At 28.4% G+C, this 19,898-nt stretch carries 18 protein-coding genes; 13 read left to right on the top strand and 5 right to left on the bottom strand.

What is annotated here, in order from left to right:
- The first annotated feature begins 3 nt into the window (after positions 1-3).
- From rnhA to BRSU_RS07155, 4 genes are all read left to right on the top strand, one after another.
- Positions 4-495 carry a ribonuclease HI gene (gene rnhA, locus BRSU_RS07170; RefSeq protein ID WP_048594660.1) on the top strand — a complete coding sequence of 164 codons (492 nt, stop codon included), beginning with the start codon at positions 4-6 and terminating at the stop codon, positions 493-495.
- Positions 496-963: 468 nt separating this feature from the next.
- Positions 964-2,004, top strand: coding sequence for an ABC transporter permease (locus BRSU_RS07165; RefSeq protein ID WP_048594658.1), 1,041 nt, complete (start codon positions 964-966; stop codon positions 2,002-2,004).
- On the top strand, positions 2,004-3,422 hold the full coding sequence (locus tag BRSU_RS07160) for an ABC transporter permease (RefSeq protein ID WP_048594656.1): 1,419 nt from the start codon (positions 2,004-2,006) through the stop codon (positions 3,420-3,422). Before BRSU_RS07165 ends, BRSU_RS07160 begins: the two co-directional genes overlap by 1 nt.
- A 57-nt stretch (positions 3,423-3,479) precedes the next feature.
- On the top strand, positions 3,480-3,947 hold the full coding sequence (locus BRSU_RS07155) for a hypothetical protein (protein WP_048594654.1): 468 nt from the start codon (positions 3,480-3,482) through the stop codon (positions 3,945-3,947).
- 1 nt (position 3,948) lies between these two features.
- On the opposite strand, the gene BRSU_RS07150 is transcribed toward BRSU_RS07155, so the two are convergent.
- Both BRSU_RS07150 and BRSU_RS07145 read right to left on the bottom strand, forming a co-directional pair.
- Positions 3,949-4,620: a hypothetical protein gene (locus BRSU_RS07150; RefSeq protein WP_048595147.1), complete on the bottom strand. Its 672-nt coding sequence runs from the start codon at positions 4,618-4,620 to the stop codon at positions 3,949-3,951.
- 31 nt (positions 4,621-4,651) lie between these two features.
- Positions 4,652-6,469 (bottom strand): glycoside hydrolase family 10-like protein, encoded by a 1,818-nt coding sequence (locus BRSU_RS07145; RefSeq protein WP_048594652.1) that lies wholly within the window; start codon positions 6,467-6,469, stop codon positions 4,652-4,654.
- An 87-nt stretch (positions 6,470-6,556) separates the two neighbouring features.
- On the opposite strand from BRSU_RS07145, the gene BRSU_RS07140 reads away from it, so the two are divergent.
- The 4 genes from BRSU_RS07140 to BRSU_RS07125 are packed head-to-tail and all read left to right on the top strand — an operon-like array spanning position 6,557 to position 9,617.
- Positions 6,557-7,075, top strand: a complete 519-nt coding sequence (locus BRSU_RS07140) for a GNAT family N-acetyltransferase (RefSeq protein ID WP_048594650.1) — start codon at positions 6,557-6,559, stop codon at positions 7,073-7,075.
- A gap of 45 nt (positions 7,076-7,120) precedes the next feature.
- Complete coding sequence (locus tag BRSU_RS07135; RefSeq protein ID WP_048594648.1) at positions 7,121-7,822, top strand: hypothetical protein; 702 nt, start codon at positions 7,121-7,123, stop codon at positions 7,820-7,822.
- A 14-nt stretch (positions 7,823-7,836) separates the two neighbouring features.
- Entirely contained in the window at positions 7,837-9,060 is a 1,224-nt protein-coding gene (locus tag BRSU_RS07130) for an HsdM family class I SAM-dependent methyltransferase (RefSeq protein ID WP_048594647.1), read from the top strand.
- Positions 9,061-9,065: 5 nt separating this feature from the next.
- Entirely contained in the window at positions 9,066-9,617 is a 552-nt protein-coding gene (locus tag BRSU_RS07125) for a BspA family leucine-rich repeat surface protein (protein ID WP_048594645.1), read from the top strand.
- A 99-nt stretch (positions 9,618-9,716) separates the two neighbouring features.
- On the opposite strand, the gene BRSU_RS07120 is transcribed toward BRSU_RS07125, so the two are convergent.
- Complete coding sequence (locus tag BRSU_RS07120; RefSeq protein WP_048594643.1) at positions 9,717-9,920, bottom strand: TM2 domain-containing protein; 204 nt, start codon at positions 9,918-9,920, stop codon at positions 9,717-9,719.
- Between the two features lie 200 nt (positions 9,921-10,120).
- Here BRSU_RS07120 and fliD point away from each other — a divergent pair, with 200 nt between their 5' ends.
- From fliD to lptB, 5 genes are all read left to right on the top strand, one after another.
- Complete coding sequence (fliD, locus tag BRSU_RS07115) at positions 10,121-12,322, top strand: flagellar filament capping protein FliD (RefSeq protein ID WP_048594641.1); 2,202 nt, start codon at positions 10,121-10,123, stop codon at positions 12,320-12,322.
- A gap of 88 nt (positions 12,323-12,410) precedes the next feature.
- Positions 12,411-13,178, top strand: coding sequence for a patatin-like phospholipase family protein (locus tag BRSU_RS07110; protein WP_048594639.1), 768 nt, complete (start codon positions 12,411-12,413; stop codon positions 13,176-13,178).
- A gap of 197 nt (positions 13,179-13,375) precedes the next feature.
- The gene (locus BRSU_RS07105) at positions 13,376-16,471 is read left to right on the top strand and encodes a DEAD/DEAH box helicase (RefSeq protein WP_048594638.1); all 3,096 of its coding nucleotides are present in this window, start codon (positions 13,376-13,378) and stop codon (positions 16,469-16,471) included.
- 509 nt (positions 16,472-16,980) lie between these two features.
- Positions 16,981-17,523: a ferritin gene (locus tag BRSU_RS07100; RefSeq protein ID WP_048594636.1), complete on the top strand. Its 543-nt coding sequence runs from the start codon at positions 16,981-16,983 to the stop codon at positions 17,521-17,523.
- Between the two features lie 35 nt (positions 17,524-17,558).
- Positions 17,559-18,395, top strand: coding sequence for an LPS export ABC transporter ATP-binding protein (gene lptB / locus BRSU_RS07095; RefSeq protein WP_048594635.1), 837 nt, complete (start codon positions 17,559-17,561; stop codon positions 18,393-18,395).
- Between the two features lie 81 nt (positions 18,396-18,476).
- Here the strand turns inward: lptB and BRSU_RS07090 are convergent, their stop codons facing one another.
- Both BRSU_RS07090 and ruvX read right to left on the bottom strand, forming a co-directional pair.
- A complete protein-coding gene (locus tag BRSU_RS07090) occupies positions 18,477-19,403 on the bottom strand; it encodes a DUF4340 domain-containing protein (protein ID WP_048594633.1) in 927 nt (308 codons plus the stop codon).
- Positions 19,404-19,475: 72 nt separating this feature from the next.
- The gene (gene ruvX / locus BRSU_RS07085; RefSeq protein WP_048594631.1) at positions 19,476-19,895 is read right to left on the bottom strand and encodes a Holliday junction resolvase RuvX; all 420 of its coding nucleotides are present in this window, start codon (positions 19,893-19,895) and stop codon (positions 19,476-19,478) included.
- Positions 19,896-19,898: the final 3 nt, after the last annotated feature.

Raw genomic sequence — 19,898 nt, 5'->3', positions numbered from 1 at the left:
TTCATGACAAAAGATAATATCATTATATACACAGACGGCGGATGCAGAGGTAATCCTGGGCTTGGTGCTTGGGCTGCAATACTTATAAGTGAAAAGCATAATATTCGTCTTGAGATTGGAGAAAGCGAAGATAATACCACAAATAACAGAATGGAAATGAAAGCGGCTATTAAGGCACTCGAGAGATTAAAGCATTCTCATAATATCAAGCTTCATAGCGACAGTGCATATTTAGTTAATGGTATGACTAAATGGATATATTCTTGGCAGAAAAATAATTGGATAAAAAGCGATAAGAAGCCTGTTGAAAATAAAGAATATTGGTTAAAATTAATAGAACTTTCTAAAAAGCATAATATAGAATTCATAAAAGTTAAGGGACATTCCACTAATAAAGAAAATAATCGTGCTGATGAAATAGTTAATATTCTTATGGATGAGCATACTGAAAGTGGTAAGGCAGCTTCGTTTAATGAAAAAACTGAGTATTGCTGATATCTAAATATCATTTATTTTATGGCGGTAAGTAACCTCTAAATTTAAAAAAATCTAGGGTGGGTATTATATTTTCTAAGTAAGCAATAAAAGAAATAGTAATTAAAAATTAAATATAAGTTAATAAGAAAATAGGGTGGGATTGAAATAAAGTTTTAAAACTTAATTACATACCCCGCCCTTTATTTTTTATAGCTTAATTTTGTAATTATATTTTATTTATATTTACTGCTGAATAAGAAATTTTAGTACTCAGCCAAGTTTTTATTAAATTTAAAAAATTCTTTAACGCACGATTGATATTGTTTTTATTATTGATGATATTTTTTAATGCAATTTAATTAATATTTTTATTAAGCTTACCGTGCGTAGCATTTAAAATTATTAAAGAAGTAACATAGTTAAATTAATATAATAATACTTTACAATTTTTATTATTTTTAGTATAATGCTTAAAAGGATTATATTATGTTTACTTATTTTGTTATTAAAAGAATTTTGAAAGGCATAATCATGTTTATAATACTTATGTTTATGTCTTCTGCTATATTTAATACTGTCAGTGAAAAAACTCTCAAGGCACAGATAGAAGAAAATATTAATGCTGAAGTTAGAGGACTTAGTAATATGCGTACTGAAGATGTGGAGAATTTTATAAAAGAGAGAAGGGCATATTATTATGATATATATTGGCTTAATAGAAGTATAGGAGAGAGAATATTCATAAGAGGAATTAATACAATAACTTTTCAATTCGGAAAATCTTCTATAATGATGGATTCAAACGGCAACAGAGATGTAATAAAAATAATAGGAGAAGCGCTTCCTCGTTCTATAATACTTTTCACAACAGCATCAGTTATACAAATGATGATAGGTTTGATAATAGGACTTATAAAGGCAAGAAAGGCAGGAGGATTATTTGATAGAAGTACAAGTATTATAACTATGATAGTTTACGGTATGCCTACTTGGTGGCTTTCAATGATACTTATAATGATTTTTGTTTATAAGTTTAAATTATTCCCATCTGGAGGAGTGCATTCCATACCAACACCTACAGGTATAATGTATTATTTGGATATGTTATGGCATATGTCTTTGCCTTTGCTTACATTAACATTAATAGGTTTTTGGGGACTTTCATTCGTTGTAAGAAATATAGTGTTATCAACATTGCAGGAAGATTATATAATGGCAGCAAGAGCAAGAGGAATATCAGAGAGGTCTGTTTTACTTGGACATACTTTAAGAAGTTCTGCTCCTCCAATAGTTACTATAACTTTGTTAGGTTTGTTTGGTTCTATTGCAGGATCAATTATATTTGAGGGTATATTCTCTTGGCCTGGTTTAGGTAATCTTTATTGGATATCAGTTCAGCAAAATGATATACCAGTATTAATGGGTAATTTGGCTATAACCACCGCACTTTATCAATTAGGATTAGTGATTCTTGATATATCTTACGGATTCTTAGATCCTAGAATAAAAGTTGGAGGCAAGATGTAATGGATAAAGCTGTTAATAAAATCAATATTAAGAAAAAACTTGCTCCTCTAATAGAATTTTTTGATGAGTTTAAAAAAGATAAAACAGGTGTTGTAGGTTTATGCATACTTGTTTTGGCTATTATGGTATCATTATTAGAGCCTTTGCTTTTAACTTATAAAGAAGCTCCAAAAAGATGGAGAGATATAACTTACTGGCAGGATAATCCCGCTTCGGCTGCTCCTGAATGGCTTAATTTTTTTCAGCAAGAAAAATCAGCTATCACAACAGATATAAAGCCTATAAGTGTTGAAACTAACTATATTGATGGAGAATTAAATTATAAAGCAATATTTGAATATGATTATAAATTTGATAAAGCTCCAGTGGATTTAATTTTTCATGCTAACGTTAACGGCTCTACAGGACTAATATGGAATGTTACAAGACCTGATGGGGCAGTAATTACGCTTTCTGATAGTTTACATAATATAAACGGAGATTTAAGAATATCATCATTCAATGATTCAAAAAATAGAATATTCAGGTTTTACAGAGAGTCAGTTCCTAGAATATTAGCAAGGCAGATTGACACTCTTACAACCAATCCTATGAAAATACTTTTTAATACAAAAAAAGATGATATGGCTAAAAATTTTCAAGCATTGAAAGGTGTTTATAAATTTGAAGTGAGCGGTAAATTTTCAGGAGATAATGCCAGCTTTGAAGATCCTTATATGGTATTGGTGGGCTCTATGTCAGGTATAATGGGTACTGATAATATGAAAAGAGATATATTTTCAGGTTTGGTATCAGGACTTAAATGGGCATTATTTATAGGAATAGCTACAAGCTTTATATCTGTTATAATAGGTGTAATGTATGGAATAGTTTCTGCATATTTCGGAGGATTTGTTGATAATACTATGCAGTTTATTTATCAAATATTTATAGGAATACCTGTACTTCCTGTTATGATAGTTATGAGTGCAATATTCAAGCCTAGTATATGGACCATGATTACAATGATGATATTTTTCTCTTGGACTGGTTCAGTTATGACGGTTCGTTCTATGGCTATGCAGCTCAAAGAAGAAACCTATATCGAGGCAGCACGCACAATAGGGGCAGGACATTTCAGAATAATATTTAATCATTTAGCACCATTGCTTTTGCCTTTCTCATTTGCTTCTATGGCTTTGGCTGTACCTTCTGCTATAGTTTATGAATCTTCTTTATCATTGCTTGGACTTGGAGATGCTTCTATAGTTACTTGGGGACAGATTCTGCATGATGCTATGAAGGGTTCTGCTGTTCTTTCAGGCCTTTGGTGGTGGATAATACCTCCGGGAATTTTAATTGCTATTTTGGGTATGTCATTTGCATTTTTAGGTTTTGCTTTGGATAAGATACTTCACCCTAAACTTAGAAGCAGATAATTGATTTTTTATTGAATATGATTTAATCTTAATTAGATATTTAATATAAGGATAATTATGAATTTTATAAAATCATTATTTTTAATTTTATTTATTACATTATTAATATCATGCTCTGATAATAAAAATGATAGTGAAAAGTTTGATATTGTACCGGTGGACTCTACAAAATCTTTTGCTGTTTTAGGATACTGTGTGCCTGTTCCTGAACATGCTATGAATGTTAAATATGCTATTGTTAATAAAACTATTGCAGAGTCTAATTTCGATTATAATAATATTAACTATTATTACAGAGCTTCAAAGAATTTAAATGATTTATTAGTATTTTATAATAATCTTAAAGAAGAGAGAAAAAATATTGATGAAGAAACAAATATTGAAATAACAATACAAAGTAATGATAAAAAAGAATATATAGCATATTGGAATGTCAATGGAATATATTATTCATTGTACAGTAATGAAGAAAATGGAATTTATGATTTAGCTTTGGTATTAATGAGAAATAAGGCTTTGAATTAATTTATAAATTTATATTAAATTTTTGTCCGTTAGATAAATCTTCTGCTATTATAGCATTATTATCAAAATATGCTTTATAAGTGAAATATAATTCATAGTTATATAAATCCAATACTGATTTTCTTATATCTATAAAGTTAACATAATTTTGACTTCTATTAATTCCATTAGAAAAGTCATATAATAAATAATTGAATACCCTTTTAAATGCTCCGTTCTCTGCTTTAGATAAATAAAATATATAAAAAAGAATTTTATTATTACAATACTCAGCGTCCATAAAAACAATGATGCCATTTTTATTTATTGGTTTATTATAATAAAAATTGAATTCTTTATTGGTTTTATTTAAATCTATTATAGAAAAGCCTGATAAATCTCTATTAAAAACAAAATATTCATTGTTATTATGATTTATTATTTTAAACATTCTGGCATCATCGCTTCTGTAATTGTAAATAAGTTTATTATCATGATTAGTGTATAGGCCTCTTTCATATCCTATAATATCTTTTTGATGAATGTATCCTGAATATTTTTTATGTATGATATAATAATCATCATTTAATATAGTTTTATTTTCACTTTCAAAATATTTATCTGAGAATAATATTCCGTATTTATTCCAATGATTTTTATAATAATCAGTATAGTATAAATTTTCTAATATCATATTATTAATTATATTTATTAGATTATATTTGTCAATCATTTATTATAGTAAGGTATTCGCTTTCATTATGTATTCTGTCCAAAGCTGTAACATAATATATATAAGTTTGCTTTGAATTTACTGTTTTATCTTTGTATCTCACTTTTGCATTTGTATTAAAATCGGTTCTTCTTATTTTGTCTATTAATTCTATTCCTGATTCTCCTATAGTTTCTCTGTATATAGCATAGTATGAAGAATATGAAGGTAGAAGATGTCCGTATTTATCCAGCTTATATTCATTAGGATCTGTAAATGTTATTTCAATTCCTCCGAAAACTTTTTTAATACTTGGGTTTTCTAATTTTAAAGGAGCTTTATTTATATCTTTCATTGTATTCATTGTTGGTACTATTGCTTTGAATATATAATTATTTTCTCTTACATATTCAATAGCATCATTTCCAAAATTTCCTGTATCTCTGTCTTTTCTATACATATTATGCATTGTGAAGAATGCTGAGCCTTTAATATATCCTTTACCTACATCTCTTATATAATTTATTTGTCTTGACATCAAATCAATATCATGCCAAGGTTCTATATTTGTGGCACTTCCCATTCTGTATAGAGCATGTCCTATATATATGTCTGCAAGTTTTCCATTATTTGATTTTTTTGCTTCATCAACCCACCATTTTACTATTTTATCAAAAGGTGCTGTTTTATGTTCTGAAGTCCAATATACTTGCGGTATTATAGCATCGATATACATTCTATTTAATCCGTCTTTTCTTGTGGCATTATTCAAAGTAGTTGTTTTTTCTCCGTTAAGCATCCATAAAAGAACATCAGCATGCAAAGCATCAAAATTAGGATTATATGATCTTGTTTCGCTTCCATATTTGCTTCCAGGATATTCTGCTAATTTATCTTTATTCCTCCAAACTCCTGCAGGTGAAATAGTCCATTTTACATAGGGTTTTCTTGATTTTATTTCTCTGTATAAATCGCTTACAAGCCTGTTGATATTATCTCTTCTCCAAGCATAAAGCCCATTCACTCCATAATCATCATCAGATTTATTTGTTATATTATATCCTCTTTTAGCTCCGTATTTTTCAGCACTTACTTCATCGGGCCAATCTTTATAAGTTTTTCCTCTTGCAGCATTCTGATAAAAATAATCATCAAAATGTATGCCGTCTACATCATAATTTTCAAGAACTTCTATAACTGAATCTGTTATATATTTTGCACTTATAGGTTCGCCCGGATCCAAATAAAGTCTGTTATCATACCAATATATAGGCTCAAGATTATTAGAAACATAAGTATGAATAAAATTCTTTTTGGAGAATTGTTCTTCATAGCTTTTAGTTTTATCATAAGTTAAAGACATTCTGTAAGGATTAAACCAAGCATGAACTTCTAAATTTCTTTTATGAGCTTCTTCTATTATAAATTCAAGCATATCTGTTTCAAAAGGATAATCATCTTTTTCATCGCTTGATTTTGAACCTAAAAAATATCTTGTGGCTGGATTTATTTCTGATTTAAATATTACTCCTGCATCCGGCTTCACCTGAATGAATAAAGCATTAAAATTATTTTCATATAATGTATCTAAATGTTTTACAATGAGTTTTTTCTGCTCGGATTCGCTTCCTCCTTTCAAAGGCCAGTCTATATTAACTACTGACGATATCCAAGCTGCTCTGAACTCTCTATAAAAAGGATTTTGACTTCTATCTTCATCAATATTTTTAGCAAGCATTTTTCTTACATCATTTGGTATAATGATATTCAAAGTTTGACAAGATGTTGCTAATAGTATGATTAAAGATATTATTACAATGATTTTATTCATAATTTTAATTTTTATTATTGATAAATATTTTAGAGATTATATATTTAATGATAATAACAGTCAATATATGAAAAAAGGCTTTTGATTATGTTTATAAATATTAAAGAAAATATTAATTATGCTGAAGATATATCAATGATGATGACAGAAGCATTTAATAGTTGCTATAGCATAGATGATGTAATTGACTTGATTAATAAGTCTTTTATTTCTTTGGGATATATAGAAAATAATATATTGATAGGATATGCAGGACTTTTGAAAATGTATTCAAATATAACATGTGAACTTCACCCTTTAGTAATAAGATTCGGATATAGAAATATCGGTATAGGCTCTAAGTTATTAAAAGAGATTGAAAGAGAGGCTAAATCAAAAAATGTACTTAATATAATGCTTGGTTCAGATGATGAAGATTTTAGAACTAATTTGCATCAATTTGATTTTAATCATACTGATATATCATATATATTCAATAATATAAAAAATATTAATAATCATCCTTATGAATTTTATCAGAAAAATGGATATAAAATTGCAGGCATTTTTCCTGATGCTAATGGTATAGGTAAGCCTGATATTTGGTTGTGGAAACAATTAGTATGAAGTATAATACTTGACAATATTTTAATTTATAATTATATTAAAAAAATGCTTAGTGATATTTTTATAGATATACAGAAAAATAAGAAAGAATGGCTCAAAAGTAAAAAGGGAAATGAATTTGAAGATAGATTTGAGGCTTCATTAAAACGTTATGGCTTTAATAGAAGGGTTCCAGAGGATATTGATCATATACTTTCTTGTATTAAGAAAAATATTTTGGATAAAAAAAGCGATTCATTGCTTGATAATATTTATGCTTTAGAAGATAGAAGTATGGAAAATTGTTTTGTATGCCAACCTTACGGCAGTCAGGAATTTCCAGATTTTTTAATATTTGCCAATAAAAAGATTATAGCTATAGAAATAAAATACAGCAGCGGTAAATCTTCAAAACCTATGTGGAATAGTAATTTACCTAAGGCTAATGCTATTTATATATTTGGTTCTTACGGACTTTCTGATGTTACATTTTTTTTAGGTAAAGATGTACTTAGTATGGAAGAGAGAATAGAGCTTATAGGTTTTTTTGAAAATAATGCTAAGAGATTAGAAGAAGAGTTTAGAAAAGAAATGAGAAACAAATTGGATAATATGAATTATAAGTTTGATAGGGGATTTGATGTTTATATTAGAACTGCTTATGACCAAAATAAGAATATAAATAAAGATGCCAATGTAGATTATTTTTCTCATATAGATAGAATAAAATGCGAAAATAATGTTATTGAGTTTTGTAATAGTTTGTAAAGAGTAAGATATATATGCAAGAAGATTACACGAAAGAAAGTTTTGATTATCTTAAAAATACGGATATAGAAAAAAGAAAAAAATTAGGGCAGTACTTCACTCCTAAAACTATAAGAGATTTACTTTTAAAAGAATTAGTATCTATTTCAGAGAAAAAAGATAATGTAAAAATACTTGATCCTGCATGCGGAAGCGGAGAGTTTCTTCTATCTTGTAATGAGTATTTTAAAAATCATAAATTATATGGTTTTGATATTGATGAGAGTTTAGTTGCTATATCAAAAAAACTAATAAATAATGCAGATATAAAATGTTTGGATACTTTGAAGCTTGATACTGAAAAATCTATTAAATATGATTATGTTATAGGCAATCCTCCATATTTTGAGTTTAAACCTGATAAGGAATTAAAGAAAAAACATAATGATATAATAAGCGGAAGAGTTAACATATTTGCTATATTTATAAAATTAGGTTTAGAACTTTTAGAAGACGGAGGATATTTAGCTTATGTAGTGCCTCCTTCTATGAATAACGGTGCTTTTTTCAGTAAATTAAGAGAATATATTATGAACATAAGCAGTGTTGAATATTTGCATATTGTAGACGGCTCTGATAATTTTTATATGGCCAATCAAAAGGTTATGCTATTAATACTTAAAAAAACTAATAGTCATAAAAATAAAAAATATATATTCTCAAAAAATGATATTACAATATTTACAGAGGATAAAGCATTTTTAAATAAAGCGTATAAAGATACTATAAGCTTGAAAGAAATAGGTTATGAGGTAAAAACAGGAAGCATTGCTTGGAATAAGTATAAAGAAAATCTCACTGATGATAAAAATAATTCTATACCTTTAATATATTCATCTAATATAGTTGATGGAAAAATACTTATACCTAATAAAAGAAAACTTCAGTATATAAGAAATATTCCAAAAGAATTTATTATAAAGAATAATGTTATAGCTGTTAATAGGGTAACAGGTTCACACAAAAATATAAATATAAAATCGGCAATAGTAAAAGAAAAAGAGTTCGTATGCGAAAATCATGTGAATGTTATATATCCTTTAAGTAGTTACAATAAAGATTATAGTTTAGAATATATTTATAATGCCTTAAATGATAAAGATAATATAAAGGTGCTTAGTCTTATAACAGGAAACACTCAAGTATCAAAGACAGAATTAGAAAGGCTTCTTCCTATAAAGATTATTGATAAGGTATAAATCTAATGAAATACAAGCCTAAATATAAATTCGGATTATTGGATTATATTAAAGATGAAAATATAAACCTTTCTGATATAGATACAAGCGATATAATTGATATGTCATATTTATTTGAAGATAGTAAAAGAAAGAATTTTGACGGCATAGAAACTTGGAATGTATCTAATGTAACTGATATGAAATGCATGTTTAAAAATGCTGAATATTTCAATGCTAATTTAAGTAAATGGAATGTGTATAAAGTTATTGATATGAGTGAGATGTTTAGTAATACAAAATATTTTAACTGTGATTTAACTTCTTGGAATATTGATAATCTTAAATACTTTGAAGATATTTTTGAAAATGCTGATTCTTTTAAACATACAAAAAGTGTTTTAAAATTTTATAATAAATGTAAAAGCAGAAATTATAAAAAGAAACTTCAGTTAATGTTAGAAACTCTTGATATAAAAGAGCTTTATAAAGAATTAAAAAATGATAAAGTTAATTACAAGAAAAATAAAGATTTCATAAAAAAGCTGGAAAATGTTTATTATGATGATATTAAATAAAATATATTGTGAAATAAAGTTTTAAATATATTTTTAATAATTAATAAAAAAGGTTAGTATCATAATAATACTAACCTTCATTGATCTACTCGAATTTACTTATTTTTTTAGTTTTCTTCCTTCCTTATCAGTAAATTTGTCCAGTATGATCATTACGATGTCAATAATGTACCATATACCCAATCCGCCAAATGTAATAAGATACAATATGCCTGTTCCTATTTTTCCTACATAGAATCTGTGTACTGGTAAAAATATTGCTAAAATTAATGTAACAACCCAGCTCTTGTCTGAAATTTCCATAAATCGCTCCTTGATTTTTTTTACTATACCATAGTATACTATATTTCTAAAAAATCAATATGAAATAATATTGCTCAATAAAAAATATTATTCTCATTATTTTTTTTATTGTTCCGATAATTTAAAAATAGATTTATTTTACAAAGATATTACAATTTTAGTTTTTATAAATATATATTATTGTAAGGAGAGGTGTTTATATGGCAACAAGTGAAGCTTTTCTTGATGAAGTATATAAAAATGCAGTAGAAGCAGAGGTAAATAAAAGAAGCACCACGCTTTCTAATTTGGCAGATAATGCTAGAGATTATCAAAGACAAATATCTGCTTATGAAGATTTAAAAGCCAGATTGGATACACTTGCTACAGCCTCAAAAGAACTTTACGGCTTTCGTTCTCCTTTTAGAAATTATATAGGTACAGGAGAAGGTATACCAGATTACTTCACTGTTACAGCCAATAGATTAGCTAATACTACCACTTATGATATAGCCATTAAAGATATAGCGGCTAGTCAGAAATTTTCATCAAAGGCTTTCAATATGACTGATACTCTACCTGCAGGAAAGATAGTTCTTAAGATAGGAGAGGAAGAAACCACTATTGATTTTGCCGGCGGAAGTTTGGTAAATTTGCAAAAAGCTATAGATAAGGCTTTCGGTAAAAAAATAAAAACTACAATAACTCAAAAATCAAGAAATTTACAAGTTCTTACTATGGATTTAGTAAAAACAGGATCTAAAAATATAGTAGAAGTTGTAAGCGATGAATCAGGTATATTGAAAGAACTTAATATGTTTACTAGACGTCCTTACAGGCATTTGGGACATATATTTAATGAACAACTTTTGAGTAAATGGGAAGATGAATCAGATAATTTAACTACTAATTATATGGTTAAAAATGACTTTATAGTACTTAAAGGTGAGAATAAATTATCTCTTCCTTTACATAGAGAAGCAGAGGCTAATGAAAATATTACTTTATCTATAACAGCTAGAGTTTCTGATACTTTAGATGATGAAGAAGCTCCTATTATGCCTCCTACAGTTGATTTGTCTATACCTGATACAGGATTAACTTTTAATAAAATAGACAGTGTAATATATAAAGATGTTGAATTATACGGAGAAGGTTTATCACCTGCAGACAGTTCTAGAACTTTTGAAGATATAAAGAAATATAAAGATGCTTTAGAAGCTGAAAGGAAGGCAAAAGAGGGAGTTGAAGCAGAAGCTCCTGAACCAGTAGATGATACAGGATTTAATTCTGAGATTATAGGTGTAAAATATATAAATAAAGCTGGAGATGAAGTAGAAAAATTCTTTGCTTTACCTACTATAAGTTCTTCATGGCAAAGACTCAATATTCCTATAGGCGGACAATTTGAACCTGGCGATGTTATAACAGAAGTTGTTCTTATAAATAAAAATGCTGGTTATAATGTATTTTATAAGGATTTATTAGTTGAGGATATGGGTAAAGAGGAAGATGCTCCTAACTATTTGGTATCAGAGGCAACAGATGCTAGAGCTTCTATAGACGGAGTTGATGTATTAAGCGAGAGCAATGAATTTAATGATGTAGTTAATGGACTTAATATCACAGCTAAAAAAGTTACTCCTGAAGCATTTGCCACTACTATTGAAGTTGATAAAGAGGGTGTTGTTAATGCTATAGCTAATTTTATAAGGGCTTATAATGAAGTTATAGACCTTCTCAATGATACTATGTTAAGACCTTTAGCTAGAGATATAAGAGACGGACTTGAAACTATGAATAGAACCGACTTGAATGATTTGGCTACCACTTTAGGAGTAGAGTTTAATCCTGATATGTCAGATGATGCTCTTAGAAAGAAACTTTATTATGTAGGAGTATTCAGCGGAAATACTCTTGTAAGTACTGTATCTCAAAGGGTAAGAATGATAGTTGCTGATGCTTATGAAACAGAGTATGGTGAGGAATTGGCTCTTCTTGACCAGATAGGAATAAACAGAGGAAATGCCGGAGAAGATTGGTCTAAAGTAAAAAAAGGTTTCTTACAGGTAGATGAAGAAAAATTTATGAATAAGATAGAAACTCAGATGGATGGTATAGAAGAATTATTCTCTAATGATACTACAGGCGATGATATACCTGATACAGGAGTTGCTTATGTTATGAGCGATTTTATAACTCCTTATTCTCAGACAAGAGGTATCGTTGAAAATAGTATTGCTATGACTAAAAGCCGTTTAGATGATAATAAGAGAAGAATGGACGATGAAAAAGACCGTATAGAAGAATACAGACAGCAGAGACTTGCTTCATATTATCAAATGCAGGCAGAATTGCAGCAGGCTGAAAGAGAAAGAAAGAGACTTGAGTCTTCACTTAATCAGAATAATGGCGGTAATTAATCAATTATTAATTATTGCTTAAATATTATGCTATTGTGTATTTGATATGCAATAGCATTTTTTTTAATTAAATTAGTATATTTGAGTTATGAAAAAAATCGGACTTGTATTAGGCGGAGGAGGAGGCAGAGGTGCTTATCATATAGGTGTATGGAAGTATTTAAAAGAATCCGGTATATATGATAAAGTTAGTGCCATTTCCGGAAATTCTGTAGGTGCTTTGAATTCCTGCCTCATGGCTATGAATGATTATGAAGCAGCGGAAAAGGTTTGGACTAAAGAAATAGAAACAAAGATTCTTACTCCAAAAAAAATTAAGGACTATTTCAAAATTGAAAAATCTTCTATATTTGGTATATTTTCAAGAGAAGGCTTAATAGAAGTTATAGATAAATATATTGATCTTAATATTTTGTCAAATTATCATTTTAATATATATGCTTCCTGTACGGAATATAATGCTCCTTTTTTTATAAAATCAAAATATTTCAAATTAAACGGCAATTCTAATGAAAGAATAAAGAAAATACTTTTAGCTACTTCTGCTCTTGTAACCGTATTTCCTACAGAAAAGATTGATGATAAATTCTATCTTGACGGATGCTATACAGATGATTGTCCTATAGAGCCGCTTTATCTTTATGAAGATTGCACTGACATAATAGTAATTCATTTGGATTATAAAAAGCCTGTTAAAAAGAAGGATAATGTCAATATTTATGAAATGTATCCTTCAAAAGATTTAGGAAATTTTTTTCAGGGTGTGCTTGATTTCTCTCCTAAAGGTGCTGAAAAGAGAATAGAACAGGGCTATAATGATGCTGAAAATTATTTTAAAAATTTAAATATATTCTAATAAAAGATATAAAAAACAACTATAAATATATATAATGTTAACATAATCTAGTTATCATAATATATAAAAAACTATTCTTTTTTACATATTATCAAAAATCATGTTTTTTTATACAATATATGATATTGACTTTTTTAATAATTCTATTATTATAAAAGCCTCAAAATAATGTGTATAAATATAGTAAGGTTATGGGAATGAATACTAGGGGTAAGTCTAAAAAGAAAATTAAGGAAAATGATAATCCTTTTTTAAATTTAAATGCCAATGCTAAAGAAAATGATGAGCTTGCAAAGGCATCTATAAAAACTATAGCCAATAGTGTAGTTATTACAGAAAGCGATAATAAAAGAATAGACAGAAGTAAGAAAGAAGATTCATCAGAAATAATAGACCCTTCAAGAAAAGAATGGCTATATTATACCAGATCTCCTTTAATGGATAATTACAGGGATAATCTTTATAGGGAGTATTATAGTTTATCAGTATTATTATCATTAAGAGGCGACAACAACAATGAAAGAACTTTGGGGCTTTCTTTAAAATTAATAGATTTAGAAAATAAAAAAGAGTATAGAGTAGGCGAGCTTGAAAGTTTCTTATTTTCATGTGTTATCGGAGAGAAACAGAATATAGAAGATGATGAAAGAGTAATAGAGCTTGAAGATTTCAGCAAGGCGGAAGCTAAATTAATAAGATTTTTGAATAATTTATATGCAGAAGCTAAGCAGATACAAGAAAATGGTAAATTATGGTTCAAAGATTATAATGCATATCAATGTTTATCGCTTTTAAAAGATGTTCCTAATATAAGACTTGAAAGCAGAGTAATTACATTCAGCGATGAAGTGTTAAATCTACAGCTAGAAAGCTATTATAATGAAAATAAAGATTTAGTGCTTAATCTTAGTATTAAAGATGTTGATTTAAATAGAGTTTATACATTCGGAGAAAACTGCGATTTTGTACTATATAAAGATATTTTTTATGAGACTAATCCTTCATACCCTAGAATAAAAAAGAATATTTTTAAAGACAATATAGTGGTAAAAAAAGATTATATAAAAGATTTCTGTTCAAGGGTTCTTCCTAATCTTAAAAAAGATTTTGATAATATAGAACTTCCTGAAGATATAAAAGAGAATGATATATTAGCTTTCCCTGCTCAGGCATTGGTATTTTTGGATTATGACGGAACTAATGTATTTTCTACTATAAAGTTTAAATATGGTTCTTTTACTGTTGATCCTTATTCCGGAAAGTTCACAAGCAGCAATATGTTTGATAATGAGGTTACAGAGATTTACAGAGATACTGAAAAAGAAGAATATTTCTGCAGAACTTTATCAAAATATTTGGAGAAGGTAGGAGATTATACATTTGCTACTTCAGATGATGAGAAGATATTCTATTTATGTTATAAAATACTTCCTGCACTTCAGGATAGGGGCTGGACTTGTTATTATAGTGAATCTTTCAAATCATTGAAATTGAATGTTAAGCCTCTTAAAATGAGAGTTTCTTTAACTAAAGATATTAACTTCTTTGAGATTAATTTTTCTTTTGAAGGGGTTAAAGAACTTCATGATTTATCAGAAATAGTAAGAGCCGTAAAGGTTGAAAATAAAGAATATATAAGACTTCAGAATGGTTCATTTGTACCTATAGATTTGGAAGTAATTGATTATATAGCCAAGATGTTCAAAGAAAATCCTATAGAACAGAAAGAAGATAATAGATATTTGCTTCCTATGTTCAGTGCTCCTTATTTCGCTGATATGCTTGAGAAACATAGCGGAATAGAATTGGATTTAGATGATAATGCAGTTGATACTATAGCCAATATAAAGCGTGTTGAGTATGATGAAACTCCTCCTAAAGATATAGTAGGCGAGTTCAGAAGCTATCAGTTAATAGGTTATAAATGGCTTAGAAAATTGGCTGATATGTCATTAAACGGTATACTTGCCGATGATATGGGACTTGGTAAAAGTTTTCAGACTATAGCTACAATATTAAAAGAAAAAGAAAATGGAAATAAACTCACTTCTTTGGTTGTTGCTCCTACTTCATGCGTTGCTAACTGGGAATGCGAGATTAAGAAATTTGCTCCTTCTCTTGAAGTTATAGTTTTATCAGGTAATTTAAAAACTAGAATGAAAAAGATTAAGGCTGTAAGCAATTATGATGTTGCGGTAATATCCTATTCTACATTAAGACGCGATGTAAAAGCATTAAGTGAAAATGAGTTTAACTATCTTATACTTGATGAGGCACAGCATATAAAGAACGCCAATACTCAGAATGCCAAAATGGTAAAGAGTTTGAAATCATTAAAAAGACTTGCTTTAAGCGGTACGCCTATAGAAAACAGCATAAGTGAGATGTGGTCAATGTTTGATTTTCTTATGCCGGGATTTTTGGGCAAGCATAAGGATTTTGTCGAAGATTATGAAGCTCCCATACTTGCAGGTTTGGATAGTTCAAGCGAGGCATTGGATAATTTAAAAACTAGAATAGCACCTTTCATATTAAGAAGATTAAAAACTGATGTACTTACAGATTTGCCTCCTAAACATACAGTTGTAAGCTACTGCGATTTAACTAAAGATCAAAAAGAACTTTATATGTCTATACTTGAAGCGGCTAGAATAGAGATATTTGAAACTGTTAAACGTAAAGGTTTTGCTCAATCACATATAGAAATATTTTCAGCATTAACAAGATTAAGACAGGTTTGCTGCCATCCAAGATTAATGCATGATGATTTGAGAGGTGAGAGTCATACAAGCGGTAAATTCCATATGTTTATAGAGATGATTAAAGAAGCCATTTCAGGTGGACATAGCGTATTGGTATTCAGTTCATTTACTAGAATGCTTAATCTTATGCGTTCAGCCTTCAAGAAACTAGGAATAGATTATTTTTATTTGGACGGAGCCACAAAGGACAGAATGGATTTAGTTCATAGATTCAATGCAGGAGAGGCACCTATATTCTTACTTAGCCTTAAAGCAGCAGGTACAGGACTTACTCTTACTCAGGCGGACACTGTAATGCATTATGATTTATGGTGGAATCCTGCCGTTGAAGATCAGGCCACTGATAGAGCTTACAGAATAGGACAAAAACGCGTTGTAACTAATTATAAGCTAATCACAAGAGGCACTATAGAAGAGAAGATACTAGAACTTCAGAATAAAAAACGTTTATTGATTGATACTGTAGTAGGCGATTCTATGGGCGATATAAATAAATTAAGCTGGGATGAAGTGAAGAATCTTATTAATTAGAATTTAAGCGGAATAGGTTTTTATTGTATTTGTTTGCCTTTTATTTATGGGATTGTATTATAATATTTTTTTAATTTTTTATTATTATAATTCACTGTATAATGAAAGGTATGATGCCGCATACCCTCACCTTGCCAAAGGCACGCTTTGCGGGTGGACTTCGTCCGGGTACTTCCTTCGGTCGCGTACATTGTACTATCTTAAAGGTTGAGCAATACTGTGTGGGTTGGTGGCGCGAATCGTACCTGCGGTAACAGCTCGTACAAGGTAATTATAATATTAATACATTTTATTTCTATAATTAGTTATATAATATTATAGCTTTTTATATTGTATAATGAAAAGTAATCAGCCGCACTTACATAGGGCATTTGATAAGAATAAGCAATACCGTGCGGTTCGCCACTACGGCAAATAGTTTTATAAAAATATAATATTTTTTTTATTGATAATTTTAAAACATATTATAGAATAGTTAGAGGTTATAAAATATTAAAAAGGAGTTTATCATGTCTATAATAAAAGAGGATACTATTAAATTATTAAATATTCAGTTAAATAAAGAATTATATTCTGCTAGCCTTTATTTTAATATGGCAGGCTGGTGTGACAAAAAAAGCTTGAAAGGATGCAGCAGCTTTTTATACGGACACTATAAAGAAGAATTAGAGCATTTTGAAAAATTTAGAGATTTTATAAATAAAGTAGGTGGACAGGCTGTTATAAGCGAAATGCATGCACCTCAAAGCGATTTTAATTCAGTAGAGCATTTATTTGAAACTATATTAAAACATGAAGAGTATGTAACTTCATGTATAAATGAATTAGTTGGAAAAGCTATGGAGAACAAAGATTATATTACATCTAGGTTCTTAGATTGGTTTATACAAGAACAGCTTGAAGAAGAAGAATTATTTAATGATATTATTGAAAAAATTAAAATGCTTGGCGGCGGTAATTTAGAAGGAAGAAACCTTTATACATTTGATAAGGCTATGAATACTTTAAATACTGAAAAGCATTCAAGCGGACTTGATATAAATGTACAATAATAAAAAATAAATAATAATAAATAAAGAGAGGGTATATGTTTAGTAAATTTCTTAATATTTTTAAAAAAAAAGATGATACAAATTTTATGCCCTCTAATAATGATCCGATAACGGCTGAGAGTTTCTTTAATTATGATAAATCAAATCCTTATGAGATAAGAGCTGTTAATCTTACAAAATATTACGGAAAAAGAAAAATAATAGGCGATATTTCTTATAATGTAAAACAGGGTGAGGTTGTTGGTCTTTTAGGGCCTAATGGAGCAGGAAAGACAACAAGTTTCTATATAACTGTAGGATTCGTTACTGCTACTGCTGGAAATGTATATCTTAATGATCTTGATATTACAAAACTTCATATGCATCAAAGAGCTACTTTAGGAATAGGATATTTACCTCAGGAGGCTTCGATATTCCGTAAGATGTCTGTTGAGGATAATCTTCTTAGCATATTGGAATATAATAGAGCATTATCTGCAAAGCAAAGAATGGATATAACAGATATGCTTCTTAATGAATTTAATATTAACCATGTAAGAAAACAAAAAGGGTACACTCTTTCCGGCGGTGAGAGAAGAAGATGTGAAATAGCAAGGGCATTAACTGTTAATCCAAAATTTATATTATTGGATGAACCTTTTGCGGGAGTCGACCCTATTGCCGTTATAGATATACAGAACATCATAGCTTCTTTAAAAGAAAAAGGATTAGGAATACTGATTACAGACCATAATGTACGCGAAACTTTGAGAATCACAGATAGAGCATATATAATGGGTAATGGACAAATATTGGTAAAGGGAACACCTGATGAAATAATTAATAATCCATTAGCACGTAAAGTTTATCTGGGTGAATCTTTCACTATGTAATTTTTTTTCTTATAGTCATTACTTGGTATTAAAAAGGAGCTTATTAAAAAGCCCCTTTATATTTTTACTGCTTAAATATGATCAATTAATTATATTATTAATAGCTTCTACGAATGTTCCAAATGTTTTTTCTGTCATATAATATCTGTTATTATCATTGGGACTTACTATCTCATAATTATTATCATCAAGTTTATTTAATATTTCATAAGATATATTTCCATTCAAAGCCTGTATATTGATTTTATATAATGAAGTATTTTTATTTATATTATCATTAGTTATTAATCCGTCAGCAATTAAATTAGACAAAGTAAATATACTTGTATAAACATCATTTCCTGCTACAGTATTATTATTCCAATTTTTTATCCAAGTACTGTTAGTATCATTAGTATTTTTTGATAATGTATATGAGTTATTATTGTATTCTATAGTTATTTGTTCTATATCATCATTGCGTATTTCAGATATAGTTTTATTTATAAGATCATTTTCAGTTTTATCAAATATATCTTTGGGATTTAAAGAAGTATTTCCAATAAGATATATATTATTATCATTATTTATTTTAGCATATACGCTATTTCCAAAAGCTGCTTTCATACCGAATTTTATATTTCTTACTTCTTTTGAAGAGCTGTCTGATGCTAAAACGGTTAATGCTTCCTCATCAGATAATTTATATTTTGATATGCTGTTATCGTCTCCTCTTGAAACTATTTCTACAGGCTGTATAGTACTCAAAGCATTTGTAATTGAAGTTACTAAAGCTTCATTAGCATTATATTTATCATTTACAGTCCATTTATTATCATTATATTTTATTTGTATAGTTTCATTTGCTCCTCTTTTTATAGTGATTTCGGATATATTTGAAGTTATCTTTTTTAACTCAGGCAATGAATATCCTCTGTTTTTCATAAAAGTTATTGCAATTAATATAATAATTAGAATTACAATTATAGATGATAAAGTTATATATTTTTTGCTTATATTATTATTCATATTTTTATTACCTTTTTATATTTTTTATTAATATATATAACTATCTAATCATAAAAATAGTAAATAGTTATATTATTGATTTCTATTATTCATATTAAGTACATTCAAATAATTTTCTAATATTAAAGTTGCTGCAATTAAATCATTAGCTTTATTTTTAACTTTTTTCTTTTTGCCTCTTAATATGAAGTCAGCTTCTTTAGAAGTACCATATTCATCAACAAATACAATATCAACTTTTACACTTTTTAAAAGAAACTCAGAAAATCTTCTTATTTCAGAGCACCATTCGCTTTCTTTTCCTTCATCTGATAAAGGCAAACCGAAAACAACAGTGTCAATCTTTTTTTCTTCTATTATATCCATCAAAGCACGTTTTACTTTTCTGGCATTGCTTTCTTCTATAAGTTTGCATGGAAAAGGAATTTTTATATCCATATCCATGAATGCTGTACCTGTTTTTTTTCTTCCGAAGTCAACACCTAATACCATAAT

Source organism: Brachyspira suanatina, assembly GCF_001049755.1.
Lineage (GTDB): Bacteria > Spirochaetota > Brachyspiria > Brachyspirales > Brachyspiraceae > Brachyspira > Brachyspira suanatina.
The sequence above is the reverse complement of the archived record's forward strand: the minus strand, read 5'-3'. Positions and strand labels throughout refer to the sequence as shown.